Origin of the sequence: Thermohalobaculum xanthum (genome assembly GCF_016623495.1) — a bacterium.
Taxonomy (GTDB): domain Bacteria; phylum Pseudomonadota; class Alphaproteobacteria; order Rhodobacterales; family Rhodobacteraceae; genus Thermohalobaculum; species Thermohalobaculum xanthum.
This window is the reverse complement of the sequence record NZ_JAEHHL010000012.1, coordinates 130,657-149,529: the sequence shown is the minus strand read 5'-3', so window position 1 is coordinate 149,529 and position 18,873 is coordinate 130,657. Positions and strand designations below refer to the sequence as shown.

The 18,873-nt window shown below is 65.8% G+C and carries 16 protein-coding genes and 3 tRNA genes; 6 read left to right on the top strand and 13 right to left on the bottom strand.

The genetic code is table 11. From position 1 onward, the window contains the following. Positions 1–99: 99 nt before the first annotated feature. Positions 100–885: a peptidoglycan-binding domain-containing protein gene (locus tag H0I76_RS17485; RefSeq protein ID WP_200612914.1), complete on the top strand. Its 786-nt coding sequence runs from the start codon at positions 100–102 to the stop codon at positions 883–885. Between the two features lie 33 nt (positions 886–918). On the opposite strand, the gene H0I76_RS17480 is transcribed toward H0I76_RS17485, so the two are convergent. Together H0I76_RS17480 and H0I76_RS17475 are read right to left on the bottom strand one after the other, a co-directional pair. Then, positions 919–1,548 carry a LysE family translocator gene (locus H0I76_RS17480; protein ID WP_200612912.1) on the bottom strand — a complete coding sequence of 210 codons (630 nt, stop codon included), beginning with the start codon at positions 1,546–1,548 and terminating at the stop codon, positions 919–921. A 158-nt stretch (positions 1,549–1,706) separates the two neighbouring features. Continuing rightward, positions 1,707–1,781 (bottom strand) — tRNA-Gly (locus H0I76_RS17475). 323 nt (positions 1,782–2,104) lie between these two features. Here H0I76_RS17475 and H0I76_RS17470 point away from each other — a divergent pair. Next, positions 2,105–3,145 carry a GGDEF domain-containing protein gene (locus H0I76_RS17470; protein WP_200612910.1) on the top strand — a complete coding sequence of 347 codons (1,041 nt, stop codon included), beginning with the start codon at positions 2,105–2,107 and terminating at the stop codon, positions 3,143–3,145. Positions 3,146–3,186: 41 nt separating this feature from the next. Here the strand turns inward: H0I76_RS17470 and H0I76_RS17465 are convergent. Continuing rightward, a tRNA-Pro gene (locus H0I76_RS17465) sits at positions 3,187–3,263 on the bottom strand. Between the two features lie 109 nt (positions 3,264–3,372). On the opposite strand from H0I76_RS17465, the gene H0I76_RS17460 reads away from it, so the two are divergent. Further along, positions 3,373–3,447, top strand: a tRNA-Gln gene (locus tag H0I76_RS17460). Positions 3,448–3,819: 372 nt separating this feature from the next. On the opposite strand, the gene H0I76_RS17455 is transcribed toward H0I76_RS17460, so the two are convergent. The 4 genes from H0I76_RS17455 to H0I76_RS17440 form a co-directional block, all read right to left on the bottom strand. Then, positions 3,820–4,014, bottom strand: a complete 195-nt coding sequence (locus tag H0I76_RS17455; RefSeq protein ID WP_200612908.1) for an NAD(P)-binding domain-containing protein — start codon at positions 4,012–4,014, stop codon at positions 3,820–3,822. 322 nt (positions 4,015–4,336) lie between these two features. Then, positions 4,337–4,747, bottom strand: coding sequence for a hypothetical protein (locus tag H0I76_RS17450; RefSeq protein ID WP_200612906.1), 411 nt, complete (start codon positions 4,745–4,747; stop codon positions 4,337–4,339). Positions 4,748–5,318: 571 nt separating this feature from the next. Beyond that, a complete protein-coding gene (locus H0I76_RS17445; protein WP_200612904.1) occupies positions 5,319–7,076 on the bottom strand; it encodes an adenylate/guanylate cyclase domain-containing protein in 1,758 nt (585 codons plus the stop codon). 1,556 nt (positions 7,077–8,632) lie between these two features. Then, the gene (locus tag H0I76_RS17440; RefSeq protein ID WP_200612901.1) at positions 8,633–9,109 is read right to left on the bottom strand and encodes a RidA family protein; all 477 of its coding nucleotides are present in this window, start codon (positions 9,107–9,109) and stop codon (positions 8,633–8,635) included. Between the two features lie 320 nt (positions 9,110–9,429). Here H0I76_RS17440 and H0I76_RS17435 point away from each other — a divergent pair, with 320 nt between their 5' ends. The 3 genes from H0I76_RS17435 (at position 9,430) to H0I76_RS17425 (ending at position 12,050) form a co-directional block, all read left to right on the top strand. Beyond that, entirely contained in the window at positions 9,430–10,182 is a 753-nt protein-coding gene (locus H0I76_RS17435) for a gamma-glutamylcyclotransferase (RefSeq protein WP_200612898.1), read from the top strand. A 19-nt stretch (positions 10,183–10,201) separates the two neighbouring features. Beyond that, complete coding sequence (locus tag H0I76_RS17430; protein ID WP_200612896.1) at positions 10,202–11,095, top strand: amidohydrolase family protein; 894 nt, start codon at positions 10,202–10,204, stop codon at positions 11,093–11,095. Positions 11,096–11,207: 112 nt separating this feature from the next. Next, positions 11,208–12,050, top strand: coding sequence for a HalD/BesD family halogenase (locus tag H0I76_RS17425; protein WP_200612893.1), 843 nt, complete (start codon positions 11,208–11,210; stop codon positions 12,048–12,050). A gap of 80 nt (positions 12,051–12,130) precedes the next feature. On the opposite strand, the gene H0I76_RS17420 is transcribed toward H0I76_RS17425, so the two are convergent. From H0I76_RS17420 to H0I76_RS17395, 6 genes are all read right to left on the bottom strand, one after another. Further along, a complete protein-coding gene (locus H0I76_RS17420; RefSeq protein ID WP_200612890.1) occupies positions 12,131–13,789 on the bottom strand; it encodes an MFS transporter in 1,659 nt (552 codons plus the stop codon). Positions 13,790–13,948: 159 nt separating this feature from the next. Beyond that, the gene (locus H0I76_RS17415; protein WP_200612887.1) at positions 13,949–15,811 is read right to left on the bottom strand and encodes an amidohydrolase; all 1,863 of its coding nucleotides are present in this window, start codon (positions 15,809–15,811) and stop codon (positions 13,949–13,951) included. Between the two features lie 100 nt (positions 15,812–15,911). Beyond that, the gene (locus tag H0I76_RS17410; protein ID WP_200612884.1) at positions 15,912–16,658 is read right to left on the bottom strand and encodes an SDR family oxidoreductase; all 747 of its coding nucleotides are present in this window, start codon (positions 16,656–16,658) and stop codon (positions 15,912–15,914) included. Positions 16,659–16,724: 66 nt separating this feature from the next. Beyond that, the gene (locus H0I76_RS17405; protein WP_200612881.1) at positions 16,725–17,417 is read right to left on the bottom strand and encodes a hydrolase; all 693 of its coding nucleotides are present in this window, start codon (positions 17,415–17,417) and stop codon (positions 16,725–16,727) included. Positions 17,418–17,465: 48 nt separating this feature from the next. Beyond that, positions 17,466–18,290 (bottom strand): alpha/beta fold hydrolase, encoded by an 825-nt coding sequence (locus H0I76_RS17400; protein ID WP_200612878.1) that lies wholly within the window; start codon positions 18,288–18,290, stop codon positions 17,466–17,468. Between the two features lie 92 nt (positions 18,291–18,382). Next, positions 18,383–18,790 carry a response regulator transcription factor gene (locus tag H0I76_RS17395; protein WP_200612875.1) on the bottom strand — a complete coding sequence of 136 codons (408 nt, stop codon included), beginning with the start codon at positions 18,788–18,790 and terminating at the stop codon, positions 18,383–18,385. Positions 18,791–18,873 lie beyond the last annotated feature (83 nt).

Below are 18,873 nucleotides of genomic sequence, written 5' to 3'. Positions count from 1 at the left end.
AAGCGCATCCTTCGTGCGAGGGTGTTCGGAGTGATCGGGAATCATGTAGTCGGCAGTCGCCGGCGCTTTGAGGAATTCGACCAAGCGCCGAGCCTGCCATTGAGCTGGATCAGCCTGCTGATCGGTGCAGCGGTGGTGTCCGTCTCGCTGAGTGATCCCGTGATACGTCTGAGCGACCAGGTCCGTTCGAAGGGCCCCATCGTGGTGGCCAGCGACAACTCCGCTTCCCTGACCCTGGCATCGGTCCTGCCCGGTCCGCAGTTTCAGCCGATCGGCCCCAATGCGGTGCATGTGGTCCCTGCCACGCCCAAGGCCCCAGCGATCGAGCCGGAGCCGGTGGCGCCCAAGGTCGAGAAGGCGCCGGGTCCCGATCATGATGCCCATCTGATGGACTTCATGTTCGCGACTGCCCAGGCGCACGAAAAGGCGCTCGGCCTCGGGCGGGCGCAGCGTCGCGAGCTTCAGCAGCGCCTCGCGCTGATCGGGTATGACCCGCAAGGCTTCGACGGTCTTCTTGGGTCCATGAGCCGCAAGGCGATCATCGCCTGGCAGCGCGATTTCGGTTTCGTGGAAACGGGATATCTCGACGCGGAGCAGATCGAGTCGCTCAATGAACGCTCGGCCGTCGCATGGGCGGAATGGGAGAGCGAGCGTGCATGGGCCATCGCCTCGGCGACGCCCTCTCAGAACGCGCCGGACATGAGCGAGACACCCGAGAGCCGCGATTCGTGCGCCCGCGGCGACGATGGCCGGATCGTCGGCAAGCAGAGTTTCGGCTGCGATCTCAAGGGCGTGAAGGAAGGCTTCCAGCGGCTTTTCTCGAAGCTGGGCGACGCCGAAGCAACCCGCTCGACGCCGTTCGCCCCCACAGCCGTGGATCGCTGATCGCTGCGCGTCGGAATGGGGCGCGCCAGGATTTCAGGCCGCCCGCCGCATCAGTGCCGTCAGGGCGCCCGCGCCCATCAGGAAACCTCCGCCGACGCGGTTGATGAGCCTGAGGGCTTCGACCCGCCGGAAGCGCGCGCGCATTCCGCCGACCATGACCGCCCACAAGGCTATGTTGACGGCCGCAAGCGTCAGGAAGGTCACCTCGAGCAGCACGACCTGCGGCAGGAGCGGCGCCGCGGGATCCATGAACTGAGGCACGAAGGCGACGAAGAAGACGATGCTCTTCGGATTGAGCGCGGTCACCACGTAGGAGTTCCAGAACATGCGCCGCAGATCGCCCGGCACATGGCTGCCCCCGGGCAGCGCGAGCGGGCGGGGTGACGTGCGCCACAGGCGCAGCCCGAGCCAGATGAGGTATGCCGCTCCGAACAGCTTGAGCGCGGTGAAGAGGCTCGCAGACGTCGCCAGCACGGCGCCCGCACCCGCCAGGGAAATGCTCATTGCCGTGAAATCCCCAAGCGTGACGCCGGGAACCGTGGCAAGCGCGCTTCGCCGTCCGTAGCCCAGGGCATAGCTGACCACGAGCAACACCGTCGGCCCTGGGATCGCCAGCATGGCGGCCGAGGCGAGGGTAAACGCAATCCAGATCTCGAGGGTCATCCCGGCAGATCCCGCTTGGTGGTGCAGCCATCGCATCACGATGCATCAAGGTGCTCGCGGCGCCGGCACGAGAACCAATCGCGCAATCCGCCAGGTTGCGCAATGCAAAAGGCCGGTCGAGAGACCGGCCTTCTTTGCGCGCCTCTGCGGCAGACTTCTGGAGCGGGCGATGGGATTCGAACCCACGACCCCAACCTTGGCAAGGTTGTGCTCTACCCCTGAGCTACACCCGCGTTCCGAAAGTGGCGGGGTTATTGCAGATTTGATCTGGGGGCGCAAGGGCGTTTTGGTTGAAGGTCGACGCATCTCGGGCGGCCTTGCGAATGCTCTTCACGCCGCCCGTCAGATCGCCGCCCGGGCCGATCTCGTGGCGCGCCTTTGTGCAAATTCCCGAGCCGTTTGCACGCCTTCTCTCACGCTCCGGCAGCCACCCGCCATGCGATCGCGCGCCCGTCCTCTTGCCGTGCGGCGCCGACGTCACCGGGCGTTCAGATTTACCGGTCCGAAACCCGTCGCGCGCATGCTCCAAGCGCATCGCATGGGGAGCAGGCGGAGAATGAACGAACACCCTTCCACGCCCGGACAGTGCTTCGAGGAGGTGCGAACCCTGGCCGAGCGAGCCCTCGAGCTTGCGTGCCAGCATGCGACCCCCCCGGTTCCCGCGGCATTCGAGGTCTGGTTCGCATATGTCGGCGGGCATCACCCGATCATTCGCACGCGCATCGATCGTGCGATCGCCTGCGATGGGACCGTGACTGCGGCGTTGATCCACCGTCTTCACGCGGAGCATCTCGCGCCTGCGGGTGTCAGCGCGGGGGTCGAGCGGATCGGCGACCGGATGGACGGTGAACTCGTTCAGGCGGTCGGCTTGATCGAGGAGGGAATGGCCGCGAGCGACAGATATGCCGCGACGGTCCGCCGAATCGACTCCTCGGTTCACTCGCGGACCAGCGAGGCGGAGCTTCGCCGCCATGTTGCCGAGCTGCGCCAGGCAAACCGGGAGCATGTCGACCGGGTCTCGCAGTTCGGCGAGCGCGTGATGGGGCTCCGCGCGCAATTCACATCGATGCAAACCGAACTCCGCGAGTTGCGCCAGAGCGTCCTGATCGACCACGCGACGCAGCTTGCCAACCGGCGCCGCTTTGACGAGGCGCTCGAGACGCTGATCGCGCGTGCGCGCCGCGAAAGGGCGGATCTCGCCATCGTGCTTGCCGATATCGATCACTTCCGCCCCTTCAACGAGCGGTGGGGCAGGACGACCGGTGACCAGTTGCTGATGCGCTTTGCGGAGCTGCTTCGCCAGCGTCAGCGTGAAGGGGATCTCGCAGCGCGCGTCGGCGGCAACGAGTTCGCACTTCTCCTGCCTGCGCGTTCGCTCGCTGTCGCGCGCGCCATGGCGGACGACCTGCGAGAGCAGTTCAGCCGCCTGCAGCTTGTCCGGGCAGGCACGGGCGAGCGTGTTGCTAGCCTCACGGCATCCCTCGGGGTGACGACGCTGAGGCCGGGCGACACCACGCTCAAGCTTGTCGCGCGGCTCGAGGATTACGTGCTGAGAGCGAAGGAAGCCGGGCGAAACCAGATTTGGAGCGCCGAATAGCCGCCGGACGCGGAGGGGGGATGGGAGGCGATGGGATTGGCTGGTCGGAGTGGCAGGATTCGAACCTGCGGCCCCTGCCTCCCGAAGACAGTGCTCTACCAGGCTGAGCTACACTCCGAAAACCAGCGTCGCGGTGTATAGCGGCGACGCGTTGCCGGGGCAAGCAGCATTTGCTCTGTTTGGTGCTCTTGCCGGAGCCTTTGCGCCCGACTAATGTCGCGCCGCGTTGGGGCGTCGCCAAGTGGTAAGGCAGCGGTTTTTGGTACCGCCATTCGCAGGTTCGAATCCTGCCGCCCCAGCCAGCTCGACCATTCCGTGCAATATCGACCAGCTGCATGAAGTTGCGGCAGTCGAGTCGTAACAGCTCGACGAGCGGCGCGACGTAGGACCTGAGCGTTCGCGGCACCTCCAAAGACCCGAGATTCAGGTGTGCTCGGCCTGTGGCTGAACTAGATCGGCGTGGGCCGGATGGTAGCTGCGTATCCTCGGCCCCGATCCCGTCCGGATACGGCATGATTGCCCCGTCCAGCAGGTCCGCGCCATGCGGAGCGAGCCATCACGAAAGCTCCCGCGCCTCTTCCGGGGTCCCGGTGCGGAGCTGGACGAGGATGCGCCCTGATAGCGCCGTCAACATGCCGGTTTCCTCGATCAGCCGGTGTGTCGCCGCGTGGTTGTTAATGCAGATGACACATACGGGGCCGGCCGAAGCCGCCTCGGCAGCGGAACAGGCGCGACGCCCCGAGCGAGACCAAGAGTTCCGCTCGGTCGGGTGGCCGGTTCCAGACGATCGTGGTGTGCCCGGCCGAAACCATGGCGCGGGCGAGGGCCGAGCCCATCGCGCCAAGCCCGATCATGCTTACATCCGCCATGACTGTTCCCCGAGGGCATCCATTGCTCTCTCGAGCGGAACGCCATCGCGACTGGATCACGACGTGGCATTCCGGGAAACAGCCCCGTTCGGCATGCGGACGCGGACAACCGCAGCACGTTCGGTGCCAAGATTAGGCCCAAAACCCGCCGCCGATTTGACAAGGGCACTCTGTCGAATGGACACGCCACCAGCTCGCTTGCATATCGGTGGCGTGTACCGCTCGTGTTGCGTGCCGCGGCTGCCCTTGATCTCCTACGAGGGTGGCCGCGCGTTACAATGGCAGATGAGAGTTTAAGGTTTTGTTAACGCTGACTGCAGCCCTAGCCGCATTCCTCGATTTCCACCTTGTCGGAAACTTCGCTCCAGCGCTCCAGCACGCTATCGATGAAGGTTTCAAACCAGATGTCATCTCTGGACCAGCGGGGAACCGTTGAGACCCGCGGGATCTGCTTGTCGATCTCGTCGAAAAGGACGATTGAATTGTCGAGTTGCATTTCATCGCGATCTTTGTGCTTCCCCGCCTTTACGGCGTGCAGAAATATGATCTGCTCATAGCTCGCATATGCCATCAGCCATTCTGCGCCGGATTTTTTCGCGTCGATCTCCAACTTCTGGCGATACTTCATCCGAGAAGCGCGCAATCGCTTTATCGAGAAGTCTTCATTGAGAGAAGAGGCAGCCTCTTCCTGAGATTTCTCAGGCTCGGATGTAGCTTCATTTTCCATGGTCATGGATTGGCCCCTCCATCGCTCCAATGACGATGAGGTCCAACATGGCTCAGGTCAACGCGGCGGCCGGGAAAGTCGCCAAGACGAGCCCTCGCGCGTGCATGCGTGTTGCGCGCAGGACTCTCCAACGCTGATGTCAGGGAACGGAGAACGCCGCCGGATCGGGGTTTCCGCTCCGGAGCCGCCGACGATTACCACGCGCTTCGCCTCTTGGCGGCAAGCATCCGCTCGAAGCGATGCCGCCTGAGCAGGATCGCCTCATACTCCCAACGATGCCCCGGTCGCGGAGCAAGCTCGGTCCATTCCCATTCTCAGGATCGTCGTTTCCAGCGGACGGCCTTGGGCCGCGGGGACTTGGCCCAGTGAGCACCTGAGACCCGTCGAGGGGGTGCGGAGTATCTAGGTCTACCAGTTTTGTGCCGGTTGCTCGCAGTTGCGCAGTGCGACGGAAGGGCACTTCTGCCAAGGCAGACGCTCCGGCCGGATAGGCTTGGGTCAGCTCGTGGTCCTTTCCGGACCTTGGCGCTTGCGACAGCGAAGGTTTGCATCGAACTCGAGACGGGCATGCTTGCGGTCACAAGACCCCATCAAGCCCGGCCTTGCGGAGGCCCTCATACAGATGGGTGCGATCCGCGGGGTCAGCATAGGGATAGATACCCGGCAGGTATCTCGCGATCTCGGCGCCGGTGGATTCCGCCAGGTCGGACAGGATCACCTTCGCCTCCTCCGTCCGGCCGAGTTGACCAAGGCTTGCGAGCAGAACGACGCGGATTGGAGGCACTTTGCGCAGCGCATTCGCGCGCCCTGAATGATGTGCCGCCTCCTCGTAGTTTCCAAGATGGTAGTGGGCGAGCGCGACCCAGTTGAGGAACAGATAGGCCAGCGGGTCGTTCGGGCTGAGCCGGAGCGCGGTGTGAAGTGGATCGAGCGCCTCGGCAAAATGCCCGCTAATCACTCGCGACCAGCCGAGCGCCATGTGCCCGAGGGCAAAATTCGGATTGAGGTCAATCGCGCGCTGCGCCTCGGCCAGTGCCATCTCCGGGCGTCCGGCAAACATATACGCCGTGAAACTCGCATAGTACGAGTATGGGTCTCGATCATCGAGGGCCACCGCCCGCGCCGCGGCCGCCTGGAGCTCGGCGCCATCACGCTCGAAATCGCAACCGTGGCCAAAGAAGAACCGAGCATAGAGCGAGCGCGCCAGGGCCATGTGAGCGCGCGCGAAACTCGGGTCCAGCTCGATCGCCTTCCGCTGCCAGCGGATCGCCTCCGTGAACTGATCAGCTGTCATCTGCGGGTTGTGAAACCACATGCCACGCATATGGCATTCATAGGCATCGAGGTTGGCGGTTGGCTTCCGCGAAACACGCCGCCCCTCGCCCATCAGGATCTCGGGCTCGATGGCGCCGACCACCTGCTGCGTCAGCTCGTCCTGGATGTCGAAGATGTCGGCCAGGTTTCGATCGTAACGCTCGGCCCAGATATGGGCGGCAGTCTCGGCATCGATCAGTTGCCCCGTGACCCTCAGACGATCGGCAGCTTTTCGAACGCTGCCCTCCAGCACATAGCGCACACCCAGTTCGCGGGCGATCTGCTTCACGTCCATCGAGCGCCCCTTGTAGGCGAAGCTCGAGTTGCGGGCGATGACGAAGAACCAGCGGTAGCGCGACAGCGCCGTGATGATGTCCTCGGTCAGGCCGTCGGCGAAGTATTCCTGATCTGCCTCGTCCGACATGTTGGCGAACGGCAGCACCGCGATCGATGGCTTGTCGGGTAGAGCGAGCGGGCCGCCAAGGGCGCCGGCCGCGACCGGATCCTGGCGCTGCCAGTCGACCCGGTGAACCGCAATCGAGCGGCTGATGTTCTTGAGGCTCCGCTCCCCGATGGCCGTGAGGCGGAACTCGAGCCTGCCATCGATCTGCTCGCGCAGCGGGCCGGAGACGCAGATGCCCGCGGGCTGGGCCACCTCCTGCAGCCGCGCCGCGACATTGACGCCATCACCGAGCAGATCAGCACCCTGAATCACCACGTCACCGAGATGCAGTCCGATCCGCCACTCGAGGCGACGGTCCGGGGCAAGATCCGCGTTTCGTCTGTGAAGCGCTCGCTGGATCGCGACGGCGGCGCGCACCGCCAGCACGGCGCTGGCAAACTCGGCAACGACGCTGTCGCCCGCCGTGCTGAAGATCCGCCCTTCATGCTCGGCGATCAGGTCGTCGATCGTCTTGCGATACAGCGTCAGGGCCGCCAGCGTCGCTTCCTCGTCAGACGCCACGAGACGACTGTAGCCAGCGACGTCGGCAGCAAGGATCACAGCGAGCTTGCGTTCCAATGGGCTGGAGGCTCCTGCGGCAGCGAACTCAACACATGCAGACTACGCCTGCAGAAAACGATGGAGAAGTCGGAAGAGGCCCCGGTCTGACCCTTGGAGGCCCCCAGGCATCCATCTCCATGGCATTCGGGATCACCACGTTGTCGCCCTCCGGCTTTCACAGAACGTCCATGGCAGCGGTTCAGCCACTGGTCGTCGCGCGTCTTGGCAGCCGCATAAGCCTCCTGGGCACAGGGCGGTCAGCTTGTTCAATCACGCCGGCTGGGCCGGCATGGACCGGAGCGACCAGGAGGCGCGCACCGACGGTGCGCGGCATTGGTCGAGCCCGTTCCACTGGCACATCCGGCAACCCTAAGCGCATCTCGGCGGCAGGATGCTTTGCTCACCGGCGATCACATGCCGTTTCCGGCGATTGGATATGTCGACCGTGATGGCGCGCGCTACCGGTATGTCGCTGCGAGTTGTCGGCTGAAGCCCTGAGCCGGCGCTGTGACGACGACGCTCAGGCGGGCACCCTGGGGCGAGCATGACGTGGTTCCACGCGGCCGCCCGCAACCAACAGGGTGCCGCAGGCGCTCACTGGCGCCTTGGCCCGGACGCGAGGCCCGCGCGCAAATGCTCGGCGATCTTCCTTGCAAAGCCAAGCGCATGCGTGTTTCGGACGGGGCGAGGGGGCTCGGTCTCGGGCGCCCGCTTGCAGATCTGCTCGGCCGCTTCGAAGAGCAGCCCCGCGTAGTCCTCAAGCCTCGAGACCAAGTCGGCTCGCAAGTCTGATCTTCGCGCTCTCGAGGCCGCTCGCGCTGCCGCTGCCGCAGCAAGCCTAAGCTCGAGTTCGACTTCTTTCTCAAGGGGATCGATATCGTTACGCGTGCTCACCTTGCCCCCCAATTCGTAATCGTCCGCAACTCGAGCGCCCGTATCTGAGCGACCTGCAACTCTAACGATATCGAGGTTAGCGCGATTCTCGGCGATGGCTCGTGAGTCTCGTGGTAAGGCCCACGCTCTTCGGAGAGGTGTGCTCGCGAGGCCACGAGGCATGTCCGCTGGCGCTCTCCAGCGCCGCAAGCTGCAGTCTCCGGACTTCGTCGTGGACATGATGGTCGCGCTCGGTCGGTGGACCATGAACGGCAATCAACACGCGCGGGCGATACCGTAGACCGCGGTCCAGGGGCGGCAGGAGCCGGCTCATGCAAACAAGCCGGGTCGGGCCGAACTACGCCAATTCAGTGCTGCTCGCGAAATCTCCATCGAACATCGATGGTGCGCAGGTCCGGATCCTCAAGATGTTCGGCCAGCCATGACCTGGCCACGAGCGGGATCAGACGCGGCGTCACAGGCGATCTCAGTGCCTGTGATATGTCCTCGCCAAACTACAGCACACCCCGGCACCCATGGCCGCCCCGTCCGCAGAGGCGCCGTTCATGGTCGGCGCCGCGAATGACCGCTCTCCAGCCTCTCGGGCCGGTGACGCTCTCGGTCGGCTGCGAGCATCCGATCTTGCCGCGGAGATGGGCCGATACTGGGAAGACGCGGACGCCGGGAGCACGCGTCCTCGCTCATCCCTTTGCGGCGATTGCCTGGACCTTCACCTTACCGCCGAAAGGCAGCCGCGCCGCCTGGTAGATGGTGCGCGCGGGCCGTCGTCCGGGTTCGAAGAGCGTCTCGTAGAGGGCGTTCACTTCCGGGAGATCGTCGAGATCGGCGAACGCCAGATCGACATAGACGATCTCCGTGCGCGAAAACCCTGCCGCCTCGGCAATCCGGAAGACGTGGGCGAACGCGATCTCAGCTTCTTCGCGCGCTGTGCCGGGGATATAGCCGCTCTCCCCGACCGAGAGTTGGCCGCTGATCCAGCAGGTGTTTCCGACGACGACCGCGTTGCTGATCGGCGACGGAGACACGGGCACTCCGTCGACTTCGACGATGTATTTTCGCGTCATCTCGATCCCCGGCTGAATTCGCCGCGCCAGTATGAGAGCCCTGCATGCAGGGGCAACGGATTTCGGCGATGAGGCGCGGCGGCGTTGTAACATTTCACAGAAACGCGGCAGGTTGGCTTACGAAAAAGGCCGGATTCCCACCCGTTACCACTGATCCGGGGCAAAGACTGCCCCCCGAGTGCACTCCGGGCCAGACGTTCTCGCCTCGTGCAGTTCACGTCTCGACCGAGCCCACGCCATACATCCTGTTTTCGACCCCGCCGCCGCAATCTGACGGTCGAGCCAAGTTGGCTTCGCGTAAGATCAACGGCGCTCGACCGCGCGCATTCCGGGAGCAGTTGTCCGGGCGTCAGAACCAAAGCGACAGAGCACCGGGTCGGGTTTCAAGGGTCGCCAGCAGCGGCATCCAGGGCATGACAGAAAAGGCGCAGGGCCCGGCGGCAGAGGGCGCGAAACCGCGACGCAATGCGAGCAGGCGCCCCCTGGCGCTGACTGCCGAGCTTGTGGCGCTGGTCGAGCGGCAGGTGCCCGATCCCGGGATCGAGGCAGGCTATGCCCCGCTCACCGACGATGATTTCGACAGCTTCGCGCACGCGCTCCTTGGCCAGAATGACGGCGCACCGATATGGCTCTTCGCTTATGGCTCCCTGATCTGGAAGCCGGATTTCGATCACGTCGACCATTTTGCTTGTCGGGCGATCGGGTGGCGACGGTCGTATTGCCTCCACGATCTCCGCTGGCGGGCCAGTCCCGACGCCCCGGGGCTGATCATGGCCCTGGATCGTGGCGGGAGCTGCAACGGGGTCGCCTATCGCCTCCCCAGCGGAAACGACCATGCGCAGCTGCTGCGTTTGCTGCGGCGCGAGACCGCCTACCAGGGCGATTTCGACTCGGTTCGATGGATCACCGTGCGCGGTCGGGAAAAGGCGGTGCGGGCGCTCGTGTTCTGGGCCGGGCCGCGGAAGGATCCATCGTACCTCAGGCTTCCACTGGAAGCTCAGGCGGTTCGTCTCGCCCGGGCTTCCGGGCATCTGGGCAGTGCAGCGGCGTACCTGCAAGAGACCGTGGTGCACCTGCAGTCGTTCGGCATCTATGACGCCTACCTCTGGACGCTGCAGGAGATGGTCGCAAGTGAGATCCGGCGATTGCATCATGCGGAGGATTGATCCCGAAATGCGCACCCCCATGACCCGTGCGAAACGTCCATCGGTCCCGCGGAGCTTCGTCTTCGCAGGCCTTCTCCTCGGCTACGCGAGCCCGGTTCTTGCCGAGCCGCTGCTCGGCGACGACGCCAGGACGATCCCGATCTTCGACGCACATGTGCATTACAGCGAGCCGGCCTGGGGCCCGTTCCCGCCCGAGACGGTGATCGCGCTCTTCGACAGGAACCGGGTGGCGATGGCGCTTGTGTCATCGACGCCGGACGAGGGCACGATCACGCTCTGGCAGCTCGCGCCATCGCGGGTCGTTCCGGAACTGCGCCCGTATCACGGCGACTGGGACAAGGCGGACTGGATGTCCAGTCCGGGAATGCTCGGATACCTCAACGAACGCCTGGCGGCCTATCCGCACGAGGGCATCGGCGAGTTCCATGTCACCGCTATGGAGGGCGTGAACACGGAGTTGCTGGCGGCGATCGCGCGCGAGGCCGCGGCGCGCGGCATCCCCGTTCACGTCCATTCGGAGGCAGGGCCGGTCGAGTTCTTCTTCGAGACCGAGCCCGGCATCACCGTGATCTGGGCGCATGCAGGAATGACCGCACAGCCGGACGAGATCGGGGCGATGATGGACCGCCATCCCCGGCTCTATGCAGACACCTCGATCCGGCACACCGACATCATCGCGGGCCGCGGGCTCGACCCGGGATGGGAGGCGTTGCTGATACGCCATTCCGACCGGTTTCTCGTGGGCTCTGACACCTGGGTGAACGCGCAGTGGGAGCGCTACGACCGGATAATCGCTGCAAGCCGGCTGTGGCTCGCGCGGCTGCCCCGAAGCGCCGCCGAGAGGATCGCCAACGGCAATGCCGAAGCGCTGTTCGGGCGCGAGATCAGCGAGCGGCTCATCGGCCGCAGGTGAGCGCCGAGGATCCGTTTGGCACGTTTCCACCATGGTGGTGTCGGATTCACGAAAGACGGGATCCTGCCAACCTGTCTAGCTCGGCGAAGACGCTCATTGGCAGGATCTCGCGATGGACTTTTCTGATCTCATCGACCTCGCACGCTATCCGATCGACCGCCGCGGCCCCGAGCTCGAGCAGAGGATTGCCGAGGTGCGCAAGGACCTGGCGCAGGACGGCTGCGCAGTGCTCCGCGGTTTCCTCACGCCGCGCGGCATCGCTGCCCTCGCCGAGGAGGCCGAGCGCAACGCCGTCCACGCCCACCGGACCTACACGCGCACCAACGCCTATTTTACCGGTGACGACCCCACCCTGCCCGAGACCCACCCCAAGCGACGGTTCTTCGACCGCTCCAACGCCTTCGTGCCGGCTGATCATTTCATGCCCGGTGGTGCACTCCGCACGGTCTATGACGCACCCGGCTTCGACGCCTTCGTCCGAGACTGCCTGCAGGAGAGGGCCTTCTTCCGCTATGCGGACCCGCTGGCCGACGCCATCGTCAACGTCGCCGAGGAAGGCCCGGGCTTTCCCTGGCATTTCGACACCAATAATTTCACGGTCACGCTGGCGATCCAGAACGCGGAAAGCGGAGGCGCATTCGAGTATGTGCCCGCGATCCGGGACGCACTGGGCCACGAGAATTTCGATGACGTTGCGCGCGTGCTCGACGGCACGTCAGACCGCGTCCGGACGCTGCACCTGCAACCCGGGGACCTTCAGCTCTTTCGCGGACGCTACAGCCTGCACCGGGTCGCGCCCCTCGCCGGCCCGCGCCCGCGCTATGTCGCGATCCTGTCCTATGTCGATCAGCCGGACATGGTGGCGACACCGGAGCGCGCGAAACAGCTCTATGGCAGGGTCCTGCCAATCCACTTCGAACGGGCTGGCCGGCGATCCGATACCCTCATCGATTGAAGGGGGAAGGCGCGGAACTTTACCGCCTCGTGAAGCCCGTGCCGCGGGCAGGCCTTTTCGGCGCTCGCCGGAGGATGGCCTTATGCCCGCCCGTCACTCTCTGTTGTCGGCTGTTCCGTTTCGGCTTCTGGCGCTGGCGCGACCAGATGGCGGATGTCGGGCGCGGTGCCGGGTGCCAGGAGCGCCCGGACCTGTTCTTGCAACAGCCGCTCCGCCCCGGTGACTCTTGCATGATGGCGCAGATGTTGTGTCCAGGAGGACTCGCTCCAGGCCTCGACAAAGCGCTCGGGATCGGCGGCATCCTGCATCAGCGACCAAGCGTATCCGCCGTTCCGCCGACGTGCCATCGCGAGCTCGTGCATCATGGCAAGAAACGCCGTCTGATCGGCGCGCTTCACCACATAGGTAACGTGGACAGCCATCCGCCGGTCTCCCGCCTCTCCCGGCAAAGTCCAAACGGGCTCGGGCCAGTGCATCGCCGGGCCGAGGTCCGGAGCCGCGCCCGTTGTCAGCTTGGCTCGCCAGCTCAGCGGTACCGCGACGATCGCACCGGCCGCTGCGATCAGCAGGGCGGTCGTGATCCCGGTTGCGGTGGCCACCTGCCCCCAGACCAGACTGCCGAGCGCCATCGTCCCCGAGAAAACCATCAGGAACAGCGACAGACCGCGCGCGCGCACCCAATCGGGAAGCGCGGTCTGGGTCGAGACCTGCAGGCTTGACAGCACCGCGATCCAGGCGAGACCGCCGACGGCCGCAGCACCGACCGCGACCGCGTGGCCCGGCGCCAGGGCGAAGGCGACCAGCGTCAATGCTGTCGCGACGCTGCCCGCGGCCACCATTCCGTCGGCGCCAAGGTGTCGGCGCGCAATCGGCAGAGCCGCGGCGCCCGAGACGGCGCCCGCGCCCACGGCGCCAAGGAGGAGCCCATAAAGCTCGGCGCCACCGCCGAGGACATCGCGCGCGATGAGAGGCAGCATCGCCCAGTAACACGAGGCGAAGAGGAAGAAGGCGGCCGCGCGCACGAGTGTGCGCTGCAGCGCCCGGCTGTTACACGCATAGCGCAGCCCGGCAAGCATTGCAGGGACCAGCGTTTCGGGTGGCACGCGGTCGCCCCCGGCCCGCTCGCCCCGCCACAGACCGAGCGCGACCAGGATGCCGAGGAAGCTCAGCGCGTTCACGAGGAAGGGAGCCCACAGGCCCAGCGCCACGATCAGGGCGCCTGCCACCGCGGGGCCAATGGCGCGGCTGACATTGATGCCGACACTGTTGAGCGAGACTGCGGACGGCAGATCCGCGCGCGGCACGAGGCCCGGGACCACGGCCTGCCAGGCCGGGGCGACGAAGGCGGCACCGGCCCCGAGCAGGAAGGTGAAGACGAGCAACAGGCTGGCGGTCATCGCGCCTGCCGCGACCAGCCTGGTCATCGCGGCCGCGGTCAGCGCCATGCCGAGATTGACCCGGATCAGCAGCCGCCGCCGGTCGGTGATGTCGGCAAGCGCCCCCGCCGGCAGCGCGAACAGGAAAACCGGCAGTGTTGTTGCGGCCTGCACGAGTGCGACCGTGGCCGGGCTTGGCGCGAGCTCGGTCATCAGCCAGCCCGCGCCAACATCGTTCATCCAGGTGCCCACGTTGGACGCAACCGTCGCGACCCACAGGATCGCGAACGCCCTGTGCCTGAGCGGGGCGAGCGCCGAGGGAGACGGTCGGTCCGACAGATCTTGGCCGTCGGTGTCGCTCATGTTTCGGTCTCCAGCACGTCGATCGTCATGAGCACCATCACGTCCACCCCCCGGGCACAAAGTGGCGCGCGGCGCCGGCAGTCCTGACTGACTGGCAGGCCCTGTGCCGGCGAAGCCGTCGAGAGGATGGGGACCGCATTACGTCCCAAAGCGGAACCCTCAGGCCGAGCAGCAGGAACAGCCCAGCGCACCCCAGAAACCTCCCTTGTCCGCGACCGGCAGCGGCGTTGTCCAGGCGATGGCGTGATCGTGGCCATGCAGGCCGCAGGTCGTCGAGCAGCCGCATGCGCCGGGCGCAACCCGCCGCACTCCCGCGCGTTCGGCGCGATCCGCAGGGCTTGGAATGGCGTTCACGGGTGACCACGACGGCGAAGCGGTCGGCATCGGAGGCGCGAGATCGGCATAGTCTGCCTCGCCATGCACGATCCTGCCACCGACCATGGTCATGACCGCGCTGATCCGCCGGATCTCCTCGGGCGGCACGCTCATGTAGTCGGCCGAGAGCACCGCGAGGTCGGCATACATGCCGGGCGCGAGCGTGCCCTTCACATCCGCCTCGCCCGAAAACCAGGCCGAACCATGGGTCCAGAGTCGAAGGGCATCCTCGCGCGACAGCACGTTCGCCTCGTCATAGAGCGGCATGCCGCCAACAGTCTTCCCGGTGGTCAGCCAGTAGAGACCGACCCAAGGGTCATAGCTCGACACGCGCGTTGCGTCGGTCCCGCCGCCGACCGGCACGCCCATCTCCAGCATGCGCCCGATGGGTGGTGTGGCCTGGGCCGCCTGCGCGCCATAGCGGTCGACGAAATATTCGCCCTGAAACGCCATGCGATGCTGGATCGCGATGCCCCCGCCGAGCGCCTTGATCCGCTCGATGTTCCTCGGCGTGACCGTCTCGGCGTGGTCGATGATGAACCGCGCCTCGAAGGCTTGGCGCCCGTTCACCCGCTCGAAGACCGAGAGGAAGCGGTCGATTGTCTCGTTGTAGGTCGCGTGGATGCGGAACGGCCACTTGTTCGCCGCCAGAAGCTCGACGATCGGCTCGAGCTCGCTCTCCATGGTGGGGGCGAGGTCGGGGCGCGGCTCGAGGAAGTTCTCGAAATCCGCCGCCGACCAGGTGAGGTTCTCGCCGCCGCCGTTCATCCGCAGCATGGCCGAGCCCGCCCCCGGCTCGGTCATCGCCACCCAGCGCTCGTAATCGGAAAGCTCTGCCCCTGCTTTCTGGGCAAACAGGTTGTAGGCGATCCGCACGGTCAGCAGATCCTCGTCATGGAGCGTCTGGATCACCGCGTAGTCGTCCGGATAGTTCTGCCCGCCGCCGCCCGCGTCGATCACGCTGGTGATGCCGAGGCGGTTCATCTCGCGCATGTAGTGGCGGGTCGAGTTGATCTGGTCCTCGAGCGGCAGCTTCGGCCCCATGGCGAGGGTCGAGTAGAGGATCAGCGCCGAGGGCCTCGCGATCAGCAGCCCGGTGGGGTTGCCCTGCACGTCGCGCTGGATCTGGCCGCCCGGCGGGTTCGGGGTGGTCCTGTTGAAGCCCAGGACCTTGATCGCCGCGCGGTTGATCAGCGCACGGCCGTAGAGATGCAGGATGAAGACCGGCGTGTCGGGGGCGGCGGCGTTGATCTCGTCCAGCGTCGGCATGCGCCGCTCGGCGAACTGGAACTCGGACCAGCCGCCGACCACCCGCACCCATTGCGGCGCGGGCGTGCGCTCGGCCTGCTCCTTCAGCATCCGGAGCGCGTCGGCGAGCGAGGGGACGTTCTCCCACCGCAGCTCCATGTTGAAGTTCAGGCCGCCCCGGATCAGGTGGGTGTGGCTGTCGTTGAGGCCGGGGATCACCCGCCGGCCGCCGGCATCGATGAACTTGGTGTTCGGACCCGCGAGGCGCGTGATCACGTCGGTTCTGCCGGTGGCGAGCACCTTTCCGTTCGAAATCGCGATCGCCTCCGCCTCCGGCCGGGCAGGGTCGAGCGTCGTGATGCGCGCATCGTGCAGGACGAGGTCGGGATGCGATGTCATGGTCTGGCTCCTCCCTCCCGAAGGGTTTCCTCCGGGCCACAGCGTCGCTGCGAGCCCGGCAAGAACGGCGCGGCGCGGGAGTGTCATCGTGCTTCCACCCTCAGAGTTCGGACATGCCGCCATCGACCACGTATTCGGAGCCGGTGACGTAGGACGCATCGGGCGAAAGAAGGAAGGCCGCGACCGCGGCCACCTCGTCGGGCGTGCCGAACCGGCCGAGCGGCACCTGCGCGAGGACCCGGGTGCCGAAATCCTCGATCTCGGCCGCGCTCATCCCGGTCCGCGCGAAGAAGCCCGTGCCGATCGGACCGGGGCTGACCGCATTGACGCGGATTCCGCGCGGCGCCAGCTCGCGGGCAAGGACGCGCACAAGGGTTCGCGCGGCCCCCTTGCACGAGGAATAGATCGCCGACGCGGGAAGCCCGAGATTGTTCACGATCGACGTGGTCACGACGATGCTGCCACCGTCCGCCATCATCGGCGCGAGGGCCTTCGTCTGCAGAAGCGGCCCCTTGACCAGAACGTCGTAATGGGTGTCGAACTCCTCGGGCGTCACCTGGTCGAGCGGATGGAACCGGCCGAAGCCGGCATTCAGGAAGGCGGCGTCGAGACGGCCGGCCACGTCCCGGACGGCCGCGGCAAGCCCGTCGGCGGCCGCGGGATCGCCCGCGTCGTTCAAGAGGAAGCTCGCCCCGGGCAGTTCGCCGCGCGCAGCCTCGATGCTCTCCGCGCGGCTTCCGGTGACAATGACGCGGCCGCCCTCGGACAACAGACGCCGCGCCGTCGCGAGACCGATGCCGCTCGTGCCGCCTGTGACGAGAACGGTCTTTCCGTCGAACCTCTGCATCGCGTGGTTTCCTTCCAAGGGGTCAGGGAACGCGGGAACCTGTCCCGGAGACGAGCGGGAACGCCCTCAGCCCGGCATCACCGGGGCGGCGACGGGGTCGAGCGTTGGCCCGTGCTCGACGCGCTCGGGCGCCTTGTGGACCATGGTGTAGGCGTAATCGACGCCCATGCCGTAAGCGCCGGAATGCTCCCTCACGATCGCCATCACGGCGTCATAGGTGTCGCGGTGCGCCCAGTCGCGCTGCCACTCCAGCATCACCTGCTGCCAGGTCACCGGCACGACACCGGCCTGGATCATGCGCTGCATGGAATAGTCATGCGCCTCCTTCGAGGTGCCGCCCGAGGCGTCGGCGACCATGTAGATCTCGTAGCCCCCCTCGGCCATCGCCGAGAAGGCGAAGGTGTTGTTGCAGACCTCGGTCCAGAGTCCGGAAACCACGACCTTCTTCTGGCCGTTCTTCGCCAGCGCATCGCGCACCTTCTGGTCGTCCCAGGAGTTCATCGAGGTGCGTTCGAGCAGCGGATGGTCGGGGAAGACGGCGAGCAGCTCGGGGTATGTGTGGCCCGAGAAGCTTTCCGTCTCGACCGTCGTGATCGTCGTCGGAATGCCGAACACCTTCGCCGACTTGGCGAGCGCGACGACATTGTTCTTCAGAACCTGTCGATCGATCGACTGGACGCCGAAAGCCATCTGCGGCTGCTGGTCGATGAAGATCATCTGGCAGTTCTTGGGCGTAAGCAGGTCAGGCTTCATGGTCATTGTCTGTTCCCTTTCGGTCGGCGGCACATGCGAGGGCGGCGAGCGCCGTCAGCTGCGCAGAAATTCGAGGAGGTCGGCGTTGAACTGGTTCCTGCTGGTATCCATCAGGGCATGGCCGCCGCCGGGATAGACCTTGAGCACGGCGCCCTCGATCAGCTTTGCCGAGGCACGCCCCGCCGCATCGATCGGCACGATCTGGTCGTCATCGCCATGCAGGATCAGCGTGGGGATGTCGAACTTCGCGAGATCGGCGGTAAAGTCGGTCTCCGAGAACGCCTTGATGCAGTCGAAGGTGTTCTTGTGCCCGGCCAGCATCCCCTGCATCCAGAACGAGTCGATCATGCCCTGGGAGACCTTGGCGCCGGGCCTGTTGAACCCGAAGAACGGGCCGGAGGCGAGGTCGCGATAGAGCTGCGAGCGATCGGCGAGGCTGGCCTGGCGCAACCCGTCGAAGACATCGAAGGGCAGACCGCCGGGATTGGCCTCGGTCTTCAGCATCAGGGGTGGCACGGCCCCGACCAGCACCGCCTTCGCCACCCGGCCCGTGCCATGGCGGCCGATATAGCGCGTGATCTCGCCACCCCCGGTCGAATGGCCGACAAGCACGATGTCACGCAGATCGAGCGCCTCGATCAGGGCTGCGAGATCATCGGCATAGGTATCCATCTCGTTGCCCTGCCAGGGCTGGCTCGACCGCCCGTGACCTCGGCGATCATGCCCGACGGCGCGGTAGCCGTTTTCGGCCACCAGCATCATCTGCGCTTCCCACGCGTCCGAACTGAGCGGCCAGCCATGGCTGAAGACGACCGGCTGCCCGCTGCCCCAGTCCTTGAAAAAGATTTCAGTGCCGTCCTTCATCCTGAGCGTGCTCATCGCTCATACTCCTTGATGTTTGTGGTCTCCCGGCAGCACGGTTCGGGTGAGGGATTGCCGACGACCGGATTTCCAGGACGCATCACGACCGGTCATTCGGGCTCCTCCGTCTCGGCGGCGGAGCCGTTCGCCCCGCTGCCTCCGAATGCCGCGCGAAGACTGGCGACAAGCTCGTCGGGTGTGACGGGCTTGGTGAGGTAGGCAACGACGCCCAGGGCGCGGGCGCGTTCGCGGCTCGTGCGATCGGGAAACGCAGTCACGACGATGGTAGGGATCGGACTGCCGATCGTGACGAGCCGCTGGCAAAGCTCGAGCCCGCCGACGCCCGGCATCCTGAGATCGGCGACAATGCACGCGACGGTAGACAGATCACGGGCTGAAAGAAGGTCCGTGCCACTTTCGTATTCGGCGACGTGGTGGCCGAGCGCGCGCAACAGACCAGCGATCGACTGCCGGGCAGAAGCGTCATCGTCGACAACCGCAACCAGCTCACCTGACAATGGCCGCCCTTTCCCTCGGTTCACGCGGTCGGGACGGCATCAACAAGCCGGCCTGACAACTGCGCGAGGATCGGCGCGGCGAC

What these genes read in the sequence shown, in the direction of transcription:
- H0I76_RS17480 (WP_200612912.1), bottom strand. Translation starts at nt 1,548, where the DNA reads ATGACCCTCGAGATCTGGATTGCGTTTACCCTCGCCTCGGCCGCCATG.
- H0I76_RS17470 (WP_200612910.1), top strand. Translation starts at nt 2,105, where the DNA reads ATGAACGAACACCCTTCCACGCCCGGACAGTGCTTCGAGGAGGTGCGA.
- H0I76_RS17455 (WP_200612908.1), bottom strand. Translation starts at nt 4,014, where the DNA reads ATGGCGGATGTAAGCATGATCGGGCTTGGCGCGATGGGCTCGGCCCTC.
- H0I76_RS17450 (WP_200612906.1), bottom strand. Translation starts at nt 4,747, where the DNA reads ATGACCATGGAAAATGAAGCTACATCCGAGCCTGAGAAATCTCAGGAA.
- H0I76_RS17440 (WP_200612901.1), bottom strand. Translation starts at nt 9,109, where the DNA reads ATGTTACAACGCCGCCGCGCCTCATCGCCGAAATCCGTTGCCCCTGCA.
- H0I76_RS17435 (WP_200612898.1), top strand. Translation starts at nt 9,430, where the DNA reads ATGACAGAAAAGGCGCAGGGCCCGGCGGCAGAGGGCGCGAAACCGCGA.
- H0I76_RS17430 (WP_200612896.1), top strand. Translation starts at nt 10,202, where the DNA reads ATGACCCGTGCGAAACGTCCATCGGTCCCGCGGAGCTTCGTCTTCGCA.
- H0I76_RS17425 (WP_200612893.1), top strand. Translation starts at nt 11,208, where the DNA reads ATGGACTTTTCTGATCTCATCGACCTCGCACGCTATCCGATCGACCGC.
- H0I76_RS17420 (WP_200612890.1), bottom strand. Translation starts at nt 13,789, where the DNA reads ATGAGCGACACCGACGGCCAAGATCTGTCGGACCGACCGTCTCCCTCG.
- H0I76_RS17415 (WP_200612887.1), bottom strand. Translation starts at nt 15,811, where the DNA reads ATGACATCGCATCCCGACCTCGTCCTGCACGATGCGCGCATCACGACG.
- H0I76_RS17410 (WP_200612884.1), bottom strand. Translation starts at nt 16,658, where the DNA reads ATGCAGAGGTTCGACGGAAAGACCGTTCTCGTCACAGGCGGCACGAGC.
- H0I76_RS17405 (WP_200612881.1), bottom strand. Translation starts at nt 17,417, where the DNA reads ATGACCATGAAGCCTGACCTGCTTACGCCCAAGAACTGCCAGATGATC.
- H0I76_RS17400 (WP_200612878.1), bottom strand. Translation starts at nt 18,290, where the DNA reads ATGAGCACGCTCAGGATGAAGGACGGCACTGAAATCTTTTTCAAGGAC.